Below are 14,578 nucleotides of genomic sequence, written 5' to 3'. Positions count from 1 at the left end.
TCGGGTTGCTAAATATACAGCATTATTATATTTTTTCCATAAACAGTCCTGCAATCCGCACCTCAAAAGTTATTCCAGGTAGCTGAGGCTGCCATCCAAGTTGCACTGCTTGCCGTATCCATTGTGTTGCATCACAGGGTGTTACTGGTTTCACTTCGTTAGCGGGACTTAAACCTTGAGGATGAGGTCGATGGGTGAGAATAACTAACACGCCCGCCCGGTTCTTCAGCGTGTTGGACAGCAACATGAAGATTTCCGCAACCGTAGTCTGCTTGCATATTAGTAGCTTGTCTTCGGATTAGCCAGATGAAAGGCTCCCCATCAACAATTATTTTTCTGGTTCCTTTTTTCGGTATTGACATAGTTTGCTAAGGTCGATCGCCTTTAGAATCAGGATAAGTTCTGGGTTGTGAATTTAGCTTGGCTGTGAGAGGATGTATCAAAAATATGTATTTATGAAACTCAAAATTTTGACGGGTTCCTGACAGGCTTAGTTGTTTCTGCCAGCACAACACCGCTCTTTTGTCAACCCAGCAGTGCGGGAAATAATCGCTTTTTTTGCGATACTCTTCCATATATTAGCACTGGGATTCTGAACGGAAAACCTGTTTTCAATCTGATACTATTGTTCCCAGAATTCCGGGAGCGATAAAGAAGGACATCGCTACACCAATACTAGCAGCAGTAACCAGCCTAATTAGCGCTAATTGTGCATTTTGTCGCTCGCTATCTTCGAGCATTCTACATCCTTCACGGCGACGCTCACTTTGAGTTAAAAGCTAACAGCTTGTCAGCTCTTAATAAGCTTTTTATGAACGGGTTCTTCGGCCCGTTCCACAAGAAAATTTACTCTTTGTGGAACAGGCATCTTGCCTGTTCTTGTTTTGGTGGAACAGGCATCTTGCCTGTCCTTGTAATTATAACAACCTACGCATTTTTCACTGCCCCACCTGCGATCGCCGTTAAAATCGCCACACCAAAAGCCAGCCGATACCACACAAACACCCAGGTATTTTGAGTTTGCAGGAACTTGAGCAGCCACGCGATCGACAAATAAGAAAACACAAAGGCCGAAATCGTTCCCACTATCAAAGCTGCAACTCCAGCATCGCTGATTCCTTCTCCCAAAGAACCCTTCAATTCCACTAATCCAGCCAGAGTAATTGCCGGAATTCCCAATAAAAAAGAAAACCGCGCGGCCGCGGGTCTTTCTAATCCTATAAACAATCCTGCTGTTAGGGTAGAACCCGATCGCGAACACCCCGGAATCAAGGCTATTGCTTGAGCTAATCCCATAAAAATACCGTCTTGAACAGTTAACTTTTCATAAGTACGATTGCGCTTGCCAATTTTTTCTGCTATTGCTAACAGTAGCGACATGACTATCGAAGCAATAGCGATGCTGGCCAAACTCCTGAGTGGCGAGTTGTCAAAATCTGGAATCAATGCCTTGATTAGCAGCCCAAAAAAGACTATAGGTATTGTTCCCAAAACCAGTGCCACCGCCATTTGAAACTCATGGGATTTGTAGTTGCGTCGCACCACGGCTTCTAATGCACCAACAGTTATATTTGTCAAGTCTTTCCAGAAATACCAAAGCACTGCGACAATACTGCCCAACTGAATAACAGCAGTATAAGCAACCCCGGGGTCGCCCCATCCCAGGGCGATCGGCACTACCTTTAAATGAGCGCTGCTGCTAATGGGCAAAAACTCTGTTAATCCTTGTACAATTCCTAAAACAAGGGCCTGCACCAGATTGATTTGAGCCGGCCCGGAAACATCAGCAGCCGGCGTTTGGGCGAGGAGTGCGTCAAGCAAAGCTATCATTAGTTGTAAATTCCCAGTTGTCAGTTTCTAGTAATCAGTTGAATTTAATATCTTGCACCCTTCTGGGAAGCTAGAAGCCCACCCCACCACAAATAAATTTTATTGTGGCGCGGACTGTTCCAGTCCGCCCCTGAAAAGCCGATCGCAAATAGTGATCTTCGGTCTGTAGAATCGCCTTGTCGATCGCCACTATCAGCAATTTATGATCATCGAGTCGAAACTACTTTAACCTACTCAACAACATTTGCCTACATTTTGCTGATAAACTTAGGAAAGTTTTTGCATCTGATTTCGCTTTCCTTACAGCAACTGCCAATAACCTATGATATTTCCTGAAAACAAAAATTCAATTGTTACTGCTGCTTCTGGCATCCGCTGGCTGAGGCGAATGTTGTCAGCGAGTCTTGTAACAGTGGCGATCGCACTTAGCTTGATACTGCTAACCGGCACCCCACCAGCCTTCGCCACTCTCACAGACGATCGCTATGACGGTACAATCTTTGCCCTCTACGCCGGCAACGGTTCCCTAGTTCCTCCTAAAGTCAAACTCACAGATTCTTTCAAACGCAATAAACCCGTATTGTTAGTGTTTTACACTGACGACAGCAGCGACTCCAAGCAATACGCGATCGTCGTCTCTCAACTCCAGGAATTTTACGGGCGCGAAGCCGACTTTATGCCCATAACAATTGACTCTTTGCCTCCGCAACCGTCACCCGAAATCACCGAACCAAGCCATTATTACGAAGGTTTCGTACCTCAAACTGTCATCCTAGACCAATCGGGAAAAGTAGTTTTTAATGAAAAAGGACAAATACCATTTGAACAGGTAGATGATGCTTTTCGGAAAGTCTTTGACTTGCTGCCCAGAGAAAAATCAATCCCGCTCAAACGCCGTGTCGTGAACGAACTTAACGTCGAATTGTCGAAGTAATAGGTAATGGTAATTGCTAGTCGCTATAGCAATTTTCAAGGATTCCTTAACGAGAGTTTTTTTGTTCTATATTGGGTAAGGTACGCAATGCGCGCCCTACATTTAGGGTGATACACTCAACAGTCAACAGTCAATCATCATTCTGCCTAAGTAATTCTTTACAAACACCATATCGGGTCTCAGGGCAAAATGGACGTGAACTATTTAAACTTTAAACGATGAGTAGAACCTTAATTCCTGTGATTCTGGCCGGTGGTAAAGGCGAACGTTTTTGGCCGCTGAGCCGCAAGCAGCGGCCCAAGCAGTTTTTGAGTCTCGACGGTAGCGGCAAGAGTTTGCTGCAGGCTACTGCGGAAAGACTTTTGGAATTAGGTAACGGCTGGGACGATTTGTGGGTGGTAACGTCGGAAATGTTGGCTGCGGGAGTCCGCGAACAGTTGCCGCTGTTACCGCCGGAGAATTTGCTGGCGGAACCGGAGGGCCGGGATACTGCGCCGGCGGTGGCCTGGACTGCTATAGAAACTGCGAAGCGTTACGGTGAGGATGCGGTTGTTGGTTTTTTCCCGGCGGATCACTGGATTGGGGAACCACAGGAGTTTATCAAGACTTTGGAGGCGGCGGCGGAGTTGGCGAAAAATCAGGATGCGATCGCCACTTTGGGAGTAAAGCCGAGTTATGCTTCCACTGGTTACGGTTACATCGAACAAGGTGAGGAAATTGGCAGTTTTGGGGGTTTTCCGGCCTATCGGGTGGCGAGGTTTACCGAAAAGCCCGATCGCACAACTGCGGAAGAATTTGTAGCCAGCGGCAAGTTTAGTTGGAACGGGGGAATTTTTGTATTTCGAGTCGGAACTGTCTTGACAGAATTGCGAAATCATGTACCGGAAATGATGGCAGCTTTGGAAGCAAAAGGCGCGCAGGCTTACTCGGAATTACCCAAAATTAGCATCGATTACGCGCTGATGGAGAAGACGCAAAAAGCTTGTGTTCTGCCCGTAGGCTTTAGCTGGGACGATTTGGGAGATTGGAATGCGATCGGCCGTTTGCTGCAAGGAGACAAGCCGAATGTGGAGTTAGCAAAACACGTCGGAATTGATACGAAAGGTGGCATTTTTTATGCCGCCGATGAGAATGAGGTGATTGTCACCATTGGTTTAGAAGATGTCGTAGTTGTCAGAGATGGCAATGTGACTTTGATTGTGAAAAAGGACAGGACGCAGGAGATTAAACAGGTAATTAAGGTTTTGGGAGAAGATGAGAAGTTGAAAGATTTATTGTGATGTAAGTACGCCACAGATTGGGCAGGCGAATACAAAGGATTAATTACTCTTTATCCAGACTTTCGTTTCTTAATCTGTGTCGTACTTTACTATTCTACTTTTGTTGTTCGCACTTCCACTGAAGCCATTGTTTTACCAGATTCCTAATTAAAGCCTCTGCTTCTGATTCTGACATAGGTTCTTTTGGTGGATCGTTCTGATCGACACCGTGCCGTGCATCATCACCAATTGCGCTTTGACTATTAGCAGTATGCTTGAATTGCCTAATCTTATCTTTAGTTATCCACTGTTCAATCCTATCTATCTTATTTTTTTTTCCAGCATCTTTCTTGACAATTTCATAAACTTTGTAAAGATTAATCCAGTTACGATCAAACTCCCTAAATAGTCTAAAAACATTTTCAACTATCTCGTCTTCTTCTGCCAGCTTCCTCCAGGAGTCAAACCCTAAAATAGGGATTCTATCTTGACCGCCTTCTAGTTTGATATAAACACGAGTTAGAGGATCTCTGACTAAAAGCTCAACTCGGTTATGACGCTTACCTTCTTCGTCAACTTCGCGGATGTTATCAGGCTTAAAAAGTGGAAACTCTGTAAAATGAATCCTTGCAACAGCAGTTATATATTGAAGAAGTTTAGTAGCTTCACAAAGTACATCATACGTATTTGTTAGTGATTCCCAGTGCGAAGAAGTTAGGTAATATTTACTAATCTCTTCTTGGATTAAGCTAAATTCATCTGATGAAGCCAGTAAGGAAGAAGTTAGGTAATCTTCTTTACTATTCTCTATGATTAAGCTAAATTCATCTGATGAAGCCAGCAAGTTCGACAAATTGTCAAGATTCGACTTTGTAACGCTAAAAATCTTAAATGGTTTGTTAACGGGTTTGTACATATATTCCATTAGAAAAACCTCCTAATCGTATCAGGAATAGTAAATATTACATCAACTGCACTCATATTTGTGACCCATGACTAAACAAATCAATTTACTTTACTTACATAATTTCTGCTAAATCCAACACAAAACCAGGTAGTACATCTTCCCCTGATAGAGTGCGAGGATTTTGGATAATTTCAACATCTTGACCGGGGCGATAAATTTCAACACGCTGATTTTGCCTGTCAATTAACCAACCCAATTTAGCACCGTTATCTATATATTCTTGCATTTTCTCTTGAAGTTTCTTCAAGGAATCAGTCCGAGAACGCAACTCAACAACAAAATCAGGACACAAAGGAGCAAAACTGTCTTTTTGCTCCGGTGTTAAAGCATCCCAGCGTTCTTTTTTGACCCAAGAGGCATCAGGAGAGCGATCGGCACCATTGGGGAGTGTAAAGCCTCCCGAAGAGTCGAAAACTACTCCCAGTTTAGTTTCACGGTTCCAGACTCGGAGTTGAGATGTTAAATCGGCATTACGCCTGCTAGTTTCACTGCCTGTCGGTGGCATAATAATTAATTCCCCTGATGCTGTACGTTCAAATTGATAATCGCGGTTGTGCTGACAAAGCTGAAAAAATTGCTCGTCAGTTAAGTTGATGGATAATTCGATCGAGTTGGCAGGAAATGGGATGGCAATCATGTCTCTTATACGATATTAAAAACATTGAGAATCTGGTTTTTAATAACTTACTCATTCAATTCTTTGACACATCTTTTCAAGTTAATAAATTTAATTATAAAAATATCATGTCTGCTTTAACTGTATATTACCATGAGGATTAATGCCACGGCCAAAAACCGATCGCCCCCCGCACCCCAAAATTCTCACGCGCATTCCCACCCTTTCGCCCAAGTTATTCCCCAAGACACTGGTCAGCCCGGTCAACAGCGCTATCCTAGTAGTTATATAGCCCTTAAACCCGATCGACCCGGAGGCCCCTTGTTTAGCCTAGTTCAAAACAATTCTCGCAAAGGAGAAATTCTAGAGGTCGTCTTCCGCAACGGTTGGGACTACATGAAAAGCCTCCTAACCGGCCGCAAAACCGACGCACCCAGTCTCCCAACTCCAGCAGTTCTCCGCAACATCCTCGTCCAATTAGGCCCAGTTTTTGTCAAATTAGGACAATTGCTGAGCACCCGTCCTGACCTTTTGCCGGCCAGCTATATCGAAACTCTCTCCACGCTACAAGCGGAAGTGCCGCCCGTACCGTGGTCGCAAGTAGAAGCAATCGTCCGCCAGGAACTCACACAATCTCTCGAAAATACCTTCGCCAAATTTAACACCGAAGCCATCGCTGCAGGTTCGATCGCCCAAACCCACAAAGCTACTTTAAAAGACGGCCGCGAAGTCGCCCTCAAAGTTCAGCGCCCCGGTATTGATATTGTCATCGAACAAGACATCGCCGTACTGCGAGGTTTGGCAGAACTTGTCATGCTCACAGACTTCGGTCAACAATACGATATTGTCGCCCTAGCTGAAGAATTTGCGATCGCCCTGCGTGCAGAACTAGACTTCATTCAAGAAGCCAGCTACACAGACGAACTGCGCCGCAATTTATCTAAAAGTAAATGGTTTGACCCCACACAAGTTGTCTTACCAGAAATTAACTGGGAGTTGACTACAAAAAAACTCTTAGTAATGGAGTGGCTGAACGGAGTCCCAATTTTGCTAGGCGACTTGCAAGGAATTCGCCACAAAGGAGATATAAATGCCGAACGCGAAGAAATTACAACGCTGCTTTGCCGCGTTTTCTTCCAGCAGTTATATATCGACGGATTCTTTCACGCAGACCCGCATCCCGGCAATTTATTTTATCTCAAAGATGGCCGCATAGCCCTGCTAGACTGCGGCATGGTCGGCAGATTAGACCCGCGCACTCAGCAGAATTTGACAGAAATGTTGCTGGCAATTGTCGATTTAGACGCTCAGCGCTGCGCTCAATTAACTTTGGAAATGGCAGAATTTGCTCAGCCGACAAGTTTAGTTAATCTAGAGAACGATTTGGCTCGAATGCTACGCAAGTATTACAATGTCAGCTTGTCGCAAATGAACTTGTCGGAAATATTTTATGAGGTGCTGGAAATCACCCGCAAAAATAAAATTCGGCTTCCCAGCAATCTCGGTTTGTATGCAAAAACTCTAGCTAATTTGGAAGGACTAGCCCGCTCTTTTAATCCCAGGTTTAATATTGTAGAGCAGGTGAAACCGCTGATGACCGATATGTTTCGGCGTCAGTTATTCGGAGATGACCCGATACAAGCTTTGTTGAGAACTGCCCTGGATCTGAAAAGCTTGTCTTTGCAATCCCCGCGACAGGTGGAAGTGCTTTTAGACCGGGTTACTTCAGAAACTTTGAAGTGGAACTTGACACTAAAAGAACTCGATCCGCTGCGTCGCACTCTGGGGGATTCTGCGAACCGACTTTCTTTTAGTATTGTCGTGGGTTCGCTGATTGTGGGGGCGGCAATTATTTCTTCTAACGCACAAACTTCTCAGCTATCTTTTCTGAGCACTGGTTTGTTTGGGGCGGCGAGTTTTTTGGGTTTTTGGTTAATTATTAGCATTCTCAGGTCAGGGCGTTTGCGGAGTTGATTGTACAATATCGGTATGTGTTGTGGAACATGCCGGAAAGCCTGTTCTTGAGAATTGTGGAAGATGTAGAATATAGCCTAGTGCAACAACCGCATAAAGGTAGGCTATGTCACAGCATGATTCTTCTCTCCCAAAGTCGGCAATTAGAGACAACCGCCGCCGGGGTACTGTGGGCGATTTTTTGAAAGCCAAGGTTGAGGAAAACTCAACCTTGTCAATTGTTTCTGCTTACTTTACAATTTATGCTTTTGATGGTTTGAAGCAACAACTTCTAGGTATTAAAAGCTTGAAATTTCTCTTTGGCGAACCGCGCTTCATCAAGTCACTTGACCCCAGTAAAACTGATAAAAAGGCTTTCCAAATTGAGGATGAGGGCTTGCAGCTACAGAATCGGTTGCAGCAAAAGCGGGTTGCAAAAGAATGTGCAGAATGGATTGAGAAAAAAGTACAGATACGGTCGGTAAAGCAATCTAATTTACTGCACGGCAAAATGTATCACCTTGCTCATAACGGAAGTGAAAATGCTATTACGGGCAGTTCTAATTTTACCGTGCGGGGACTGGGATTAGGTAGGAAAAACAACAATATTGAACTCAATTTAGAAGTAGATAGCAAACGGGATACCCGCGACCTGAAAGCCTGGTTTGATGAACTCTGGAATGATGCCGAACTAATCGAAGATGTCAAACAAGATGTGCTGCTGTACCTAGAGCAACTTTACCAGAACAATTCTCCTGAGTTTATCTACTACAAAACTCTGTTTCATATCTTCGAGACTTTCCTCGATGACCTAGAAAAAAACGATATTCTCAGCGAACAGTTACACTTTTTTAATACAGAAATTTGGAAATCTCTATTTGAATTTCAGAAAGACGGAGTTAAGGCTGCTATCAATAAAATCGGACGATATAACGGGTGTATTATTGCTGACAGCGTTGGTTTAGGTAAAACATTTGAAGCTCTAGCGGTGATCAAATATTTTGAACTTCGCAATAAAGGAACAGTTTTGGTTCTTTGTCCCAAAAAACTCCGCGAGAATTGGACGGTATATCTAGCACAGAACAATAGCGAACTGAATCCTTTTCTTAAAGACGGCTTTAACTATGCAGTCCTGTCTCACACCGACTTGAGCCGGGATTCCGGTTACTCTGGGGATCTTAATTTAGAAAAGATTAATTGGGGCAACTATGACTTGGTAGTTATTGACGAATCCCACAATTTCCGCAACAACATCAAGAGTAAACGGGACGAATTTGGCAATCTAATTAGAAAAAGCCGTTACGAAAGGCTGATGGATGACATTATCAAGAGCGGTGTCAAAACTAAGGTGCTACTCTTATCAGCAACTCCGGTTAACAATGATTTAAAGGATTTGCGGAATCAACTTTATTTTATCACAGAAGGTCGCGATGCTGCGTTTAGCGAATCGCTGGGAATTGCCAGTCTGCGCGCTACACTAGCTGATGCTCAGGGGAAATTTACCAAGTGGGCCAAGAAAAGTAGGGATCGCAAAACTAGCGAACTGCTGGAAGAACTAAGTTCTGCTTTTTTCAAACTGCTTGACGAATTGACGATCGCACGATCGCGCAAGCACATTCAAAAATACTATAAAGATGCGATCGCCCAATTAGGCGGCTTTCCAGAACGGCTCAAACCCATTTCGGTATTTCCTGAGATTGACCTAAAGGGTGAGTTCCTGTCCTACGAACAGCTTAACAGCGAAATTTCTAAATATCAACTCTCGCTATTCAACCCTTCAAAATATGTCCTGCCGCCATACCGTTCGGTGTATGAAAATAAAGGAGTGCGAAATTTCAAACAGAGCGATCGCGAACGCTGTTTGATCGGCATGATGAAAGTCAATTTTCTTAAACGCTTAGAAAGCTCCATCCGTTCCTTTGCGCTGACAATGGAGCGCACGATTAAAAAAACTGGAGATCTAGAGACAAAAATTAAAAATTTTCAGCAATTGCAGCAATCTCGCGACGCTAACCAGACAGTAACTTTCAGCGATTGGATGATTGAAGACTTGGACGATGAAGAGTTGCAAGATGCCATGCAAGTAGGTCAGAAGCTGATATTTCAAATGGCGCACCTCGATGTCGAAACCTGGTTAAAAGACCTGAAACGCGACAAGGAACAGCTTAAAAAAATTTACAATTCTGCCCAAAGCATTTCTGTGGAACGCGATGCCAAGCTGGCTGAGTTAAAAGCACTGATCGCCGAGAAAGTCAAGCATCCTACGACTAACAAGCATGGCAAACCAAATCGCAAGGTTTTAGTCTTTACTGCCTTTGCAGATACGGCAGTCTATCTCTACGAAGGATTGCGGGAATGGGCAAGATTAGAATTGAAAATTAACTTAGCTTTGGTGACTGGGGGATCGGCGGCAAATAAGACTACCTTTGGCAAAAACGAGTTCAATCACATCCTGACAAATTTTTCGCCTTTCGCCAAGAAACGCGCCCAAATTCCATCTATGCAGCAAGACGGCGAGATTGATTTATTAATTGCCACTGATTGTATTTCGGAAGGGCAAAATTTACAAGATTGTGATTATCTGATTAACTACGACATACACTGGAACCCAGTCAGAATTATCCAGCGGTTCGGTAGGTGCGATCGCATTGGCAGCCCCAACCACACGGTACAATTAATTAATTTTTGGCCGACAGAGGACTTGGATCAATACATCAATCTGAAAAATCGAGTAGAAGCACGGATGGCTTTAGCGGACATGGCTGGTACATTTGAAGATAACCTGCTGGAGGCAAAGGAGATTCAAGAACTGATTGAGAGTGATTTGAAATACCGCGACAAGCAGTTGCTGCGATTGAAAGACGAGGTGCTGGATCTCGAAGATTTCACCGAGACTGTAGCCCTAACGGAATTCACTCTCGATGATTTCCGAATGGAACTAGCCAAATACATTGAGAGCAACCGCAAACTACTCCAAGATGCCCCTTTAGGACTCTATGCCGTAGTTCCAACTAACTCGGAGTACCCGATAATTGCTCCCGGCGTAATTTTTTGCCTCAAACAAAAAGGCGATTGTCTTGATAATAAAACCGTCAACCCGCTGCAACCATACTTTTTAGTTTACGTTCGAGAAAATAAGGAAGTGCGATTAACTTTTGCTCAACCCAAACAAATACTTGAAATATATCAGTTGCTCTGCGCGGGGTGTACTGTTCCCTATGAAGAGTTGTGCAACTTGTTCGATAGACAAACTAATAACGGATTTGATATGAGTTTGTATAACGATTTGCTTAAGCGCGCGGTTGATTCAATTGCAGGTATTTACAACAAGCGGCTCATCGGCCACCTGCTGTCTAGCCGCAGTGCTGTGTTGGTTGAGCAAGCGCATCAGGTTAAAGCAACAACTGATTTTGAACTGATTACCTGGCTGGTGATTAAATGAGCGTCAGCGAACAACAAGCCAAAGCATCTATTAATGAAGCTTTAAGTAGTTTTGTCAAGGGAAAACTTGCCGATAACGCTAGAAATTTGTTTTTAGCTCTTGGCTACCGCAGTGATAAAACTCTTCCCTTTTATCCTAAGAGTTCGGATAATTTTATTGCCAAATTTGATAGTGATAAAAAGCTAAATCACCAAAAAGCTCTGTTAAATGAATGGCTAACTGTTGATTTTTTATTTCAGCTCACTTGGGATGAAATTGCGGGTGATGACCAGCTAAAATTATCCTTGGAGACAAGAGCTAAGGGAGAAAATACGTTTTTCATTTCTTCCTACTTGTTTTTCGCAATAAAATTGCAGCGTAGCACCTACACTAGCGAACAGCTTGACGGCATTGTCCGCGAGATTAATAAACTCTTTCTCAAGCCCGCGATAATTCTATTCCAGCATGGACAAACTCTGACTTTATCCATTATCAACCGCCGCCCCGACAAAGGCAATGAATCTAAAGATGTATTAGGAAAAGTCAAACATATTAAAGATATCCCATTCGACAGTCCTACAAACTCCCATTTAAAAAATCTCTTCGCTCTTTCCTTGGCAGAGTTGCATAAAAATCACGGATTTAGCAACTTTGACGAATTTCATGAAGCTTGGCATAAAACTCTTCCTGACAGCATCAAATTTAAAGAAGACCGTATACCGCCAGATTCGCTTCGCGTTTATCTGCAAGAGATCGGTCGAATTCCCATGCTCAAAGCTGACGAAGAGATTGAATTAGCTCGAAAATTTTCTGAGTTAGAATTAGAGGCCAGCCCAAAAGCGAAAGACAAAATGGTAGAGTCTAACTTGCGGCTGGTAGTCTCAATCGCTAAAAAATATCAAAATCGAGGGCTGGATTTATTAGACTTGATTCAGGAGGGAAATCTCGGTTTAATCAAGGCTGTAGAAAAGTTTGATTGCACGATGGGAACCAGGTTTTCCACCTACGCATATTGGTGGATTCGTCAGGCAATTACGCGGGCTATTGTCGATCAATCGCGGACTATCCGCCTACCAGTTCACGTTTATGAAACTATCTCGAAGATCAAGAAAACTACCAAACAGCTTTCTCAAGAAATCGGCCACAAGCCTACGGAAGAAGAAATCGCGACTAAAATGGAGATAACAATTGCCAAATTGCGCTTTGTTGTTCAATCGGCTAAATCTATCATTTCCTTAGATACTAAAATGGGTGATGATGAAGACTATACATTGGGAGAGTTGATTAAATTCGATGGAGAAACACCAGAAGAAAAAGTATATAAAAATTTGTTTGCCGAAGATTTAGAAAGCGTTTTAGATACTCTGGGTCCTAGACAACGTGACGTTATTCGGATGCGATTCGGATTGGATGATGGCCGCGAGAAAAGTCTACAGGAAATCGGTAATATATTTGATGTTACCCGCGAACGGATTCGGCAAATTGAGGCTAAGGCTTTACTAAGATTGCGCCATCCCAACCGCAACAGTATTTTAAAAGAATGTATTCGCCCTACAGGGATTGACCAAACTCAGACAAAAAGACCGATCGCCCAACCGATGCAGCCCAGACAGTTCAATATCTCAGAAAACTTGTCTCGCAGCCGCGACACTTTCTTACAGGAGCCTGTTCGTGATAAAATAGTTGATACAGCTAATATGACAGAACCATTAATTCCTTTTAACAACTTCATAGAAGAATCAAATATAGAAGAAACTATATTGGAGGAGACTTACTTGTCGAGAACCGATGGAAGTCAAAACAATCTGAATTATGCAAATTTGAATGAGCATAATTTCCACATTGCCGAACTGAGAGAAAATAACTTGAATGGAGCGATTAAACCGATGAAACACAATTCAGCAGACTTACTCAAACAACTCACCGCACTAGAAGATGTTTTTTCCCAACTAGAGAAACGGCTGTCAGAGGCGAGTCGAAAATTGCTAAACCCTGGTATACCTATATCTAAAGAGCTGATTCAAGAACTTGATGAGTCCCATAAAAAGTTTATTCAGCTTCGCGATAATGTGCTAGAATTGGCTGAATATTTTGCAGTATCGACAACGCTGAAAGTTGAAGAAATTGATTCTTTAGCAGATATCAAGTCTGTACTTGAGCGTGTGGATTTGGCCGAGAAGCAAAAAAGTGCGATCGCTCTTGTCCGCGACTCTGCTTTGAGGGTTCTGGAACGAGTTTTAGCGATCGCCCATCGAGTAGAGAGCAATTTTCAGTCATTGCTGGAATGTCAGAAAACAGCCCGCGAACTTCAACGCGCCATCTCCGAATCCCAGGAGTCTGACTTGCATCCCTACACCCAACTCTTGGCTGACGGTAATCATCCATTCTGCCAACTGCTAACACTAATTGCAGAATGGGAAGCAGCAGATGACGAGCATTTAGCTTCTTTACAGGATGCCGTAGCAAAATCATTTGAAAGAACTCTGGCGATGGCAGCAGTCAGAGGTAAACTGATTATTCAGTCGGAAACAATACCAGATTTGCCTGCGGTTTCTACTAACAATAACTTAGACGAAACTTCCTTAGTTTATGAGCCGGAATCTGAAACTGTTCCTGTTGTCGAACAACCACCATTAGCAGAGTTGAACTCGGTATTGACAGAGGAGGCGATCGCGCAGCAAACCGCTGAAAATATCCCTAATTTTCCACCCATAGAACTGCCACCCACAATTCAGATAAATCAGCAAAATTCGGAAAATAAGCAAGGAAAAGAAGTTGACAAGCCGGGAAATAAAAAAAGAGAAGAAAAACAGTCTCTCTACAGCTTCTCGCCCAATGATACCGCTCAACAAATCGCTCAATCCATCTTGGACGACCCCGATCGAGAACGTCCAGCAGTTTTGCGCGACTTAGTTTGGCGGCTGATTCTTGAAGAAAAACTCAGCCTTGCGTTTCATTTAGCTCGCTGCTTTGAAAAACAATACTCCAACTTTGAACCGCACCTGCCACCGCATTTAATTAGAGCAGTATTGCTAGGACAAAACCTGCGCGATGATGTAGGATATGGAAAACTTGCAAATCTGCTTAAAGATGACTTCACCAGTTACACCGCCAGCTATTCATTACCCGAAAAAAGTGAATGGAATCAAGCCGTAAGCTTGCTCTTAGCCGCAGCAGCAATGCGACCGTCTTTACTAGCCCCAAATACCGGTGCTTCGCACCTTTTCCAGGAGCTTCAATTCGGTAAAGCTGGACTCGACAAACTGTACGATTATTGCCAAATTATCGCCAGACACGGCGATCGGCAGCGGGCCCTAGATACAAAAGCCATCAAGAAAGCAAAAACTCTGGCAGCCTTGCAAAAAGATTTAGACGATTTGTATATGAAAATCGAGGATTGGTGGTCTCAAGCGCCACAACAAGATTTGATTTACGGTCATGCAAAGAAAGTTTGGGTCGAGTGGTTGAATCCCGGTGAACTTTTTTACACTCTGTGGCTTCCCATCAAGCAAAAAGATTTGGTAAGGATTCAGGTCTGAAATTCGGGAATGAGGTCAGGCATAGGAAAGTAGTCACAAGAATGGGCAGAAAGAGCCTC

9 protein-coding genes and 1 pseudogene are annotated in these 14,578 nt (G+C 43.5%); 5 read left to right on the top strand and 5 right to left on the bottom strand.

Going from position 1 to position 14,578, the window contains the following annotated elements:
* Positions 1-25: 25 nt before the first annotated feature.
* The 3 genes from QT990_RS23795 to QT990_RS23785 form a co-directional block, all read right to left on the bottom strand.
* Positions 26-247 (bottom strand): hypothetical protein, encoded by a 222-nt coding sequence (locus tag QT990_RS23795; protein ID WP_333202595.1) that lies wholly within the window; start codon positions 245-247, stop codon positions 26-28.
* A 364-nt stretch (positions 248-611) separates the two neighbouring features.
* Positions 612-740, bottom strand: coding sequence for a hypothetical protein (locus tag QT990_RS23790; RefSeq protein WP_333144094.1), 129 nt, complete (start codon positions 738-740; stop codon positions 612-614).
* Positions 741-927: 187 nt separating this feature from the next.
* Positions 928-1,830, bottom strand: coding sequence for an undecaprenyl-diphosphate phosphatase (locus QT990_RS23785; RefSeq protein WP_333144093.1), 903 nt, complete (start codon positions 1,828-1,830; stop codon positions 928-930).
* A 322-nt stretch (positions 1,831-2,152) separates the two neighbouring features.
* On the opposite strand from QT990_RS23785, the gene QT990_RS23780 reads away from it, so the two are divergent.
* Positions 2,153-2,764, top strand: a complete 612-nt coding sequence (locus tag QT990_RS23780) for a thylakoid membrane photosystem I accumulation factor (RefSeq protein ID WP_333144092.1) — start codon at positions 2,153-2,155, stop codon at positions 2,762-2,764.
* Between the two features lie 218 nt (positions 2,765-2,982).
* Complete coding sequence (locus QT990_RS23775) at positions 2,983-4,044, top strand: mannose-1-phosphate guanylyltransferase (protein WP_333144091.1); 1,062 nt, start codon at positions 2,983-2,985, stop codon at positions 4,042-4,044.
* A 94-nt stretch (positions 4,045-4,138) separates the two neighbouring features.
* On the opposite strand, the gene QT990_RS23770 is transcribed toward QT990_RS23775, so the two are convergent.
* Positions 4,139-4,948 (bottom strand): hypothetical protein, encoded by an 810-nt coding sequence (locus QT990_RS23770; RefSeq protein ID WP_333144090.1) that lies wholly within the window; start codon positions 4,946-4,948, stop codon positions 4,139-4,141.
* Between the two features lie 94 nt (positions 4,949-5,042).
* Positions 5,043-5,627 carry a Uma2 family endonuclease gene (locus QT990_RS23765; RefSeq protein WP_333144089.1) on the bottom strand — a complete coding sequence of 195 codons (585 nt, stop codon included), beginning with the start codon at positions 5,625-5,627 and terminating at the stop codon, positions 5,043-5,045.
* A 300-nt stretch (positions 5,628-5,927) separates the two neighbouring features.
* Between QT990_RS23765 and QT990_RS23760 the strand changes: the two genes are divergently transcribed.
* The 3 genes and pseudogenes from QT990_RS23760 to QT990_RS23750 all read left to right on the top strand — a co-directional run.
* On the top strand, positions 5,928-7,580 hold the full coding sequence (locus QT990_RS23760; RefSeq protein ID WP_333144127.1) for an AarF/ABC1/UbiB kinase family protein: 1,653 nt from the start codon (positions 5,928-5,930) through the stop codon (positions 7,578-7,580).
* Between the two features lie 106 nt (positions 7,581-7,686).
* Positions 7,687-11,001 carry a helicase-related protein gene (locus tag QT990_RS23755; RefSeq protein WP_333465830.1) on the top strand — a complete coding sequence of 1,105 codons (3,315 nt, stop codon included), beginning with the start codon at positions 7,687-7,689 and terminating at the stop codon, positions 10,999-11,001.
* A gap of 674 nt (positions 11,002-11,675) precedes the next feature.
* Positions 11,676-12,530, top strand: a pseudogene (locus tag QT990_RS23750) (sigma-70 family RNA polymerase sigma factor); the annotation flags it as partial.
* Positions 12,531-14,578: the final 2,048 nt, after the last annotated feature.

Origin of the sequence: Microcoleus sp. T3_B1 (assembly GCF_036700445.1) — a bacterium.
In the GTDB taxonomy this organism is placed as follows: domain Bacteria; phylum Cyanobacteriota; class Cyanobacteriia; order Cyanobacteriales; family Microcoleaceae; genus Microcoleus.
Note: the sequence above shows the minus strand (reverse complement) of the source record. Positions and strands in the feature narration are given on the sequence as shown.

What these genes read in the sequence shown, in the direction of transcription:
- QT990_RS23795 (WP_333202595.1), bottom strand. Translation starts at nt 247, where the DNA reads ATGTTGCTGTCCAACACGCTGAAGAACCGGGCGGGCGTGTTAGTTATT.
- QT990_RS23790 (WP_333144094.1), bottom strand. Translation starts at nt 740, where the DNA reads ATGCTCGAAGATAGCGAGCGACAAAATGCACAATTAGCGCTAATTAGG.
- QT990_RS23785 (WP_333144093.1), bottom strand. Translation starts at nt 1,830, where the DNA reads ATGATAGCTTTGCTTGACGCACTCCTCGCCCAAACGCCGGCTGCTGAT.
- QT990_RS23780 (WP_333144092.1), top strand. Translation starts at nt 2,153, where the DNA reads ATGATATTTCCTGAAAACAAAAATTCAATTGTTACTGCTGCTTCTGGC.
- QT990_RS23775 (WP_333144091.1), top strand. Translation starts at nt 2,983, where the DNA reads ATGAGTAGAACCTTAATTCCTGTGATTCTGGCCGGTGGTAAAGGCGAA.
- QT990_RS23770 (WP_333144090.1), bottom strand. Translation starts at nt 4,948, where the DNA reads ATGGAATATATGTACAAACCCGTTAACAAACCATTTAAGATTTTTAGC.
- QT990_RS23765 (WP_333144089.1), bottom strand. Translation starts at nt 5,627, where the DNA reads ATGATTGCCATCCCATTTCCTGCCAACTCGATCGAATTATCCATCAAC.
- QT990_RS23755 (WP_333465830.1), top strand. Translation starts at nt 7,687, where the DNA reads ATGTCACAGCATGATTCTTCTCTCCCAAAGTCGGCAATTAGAGACAAC.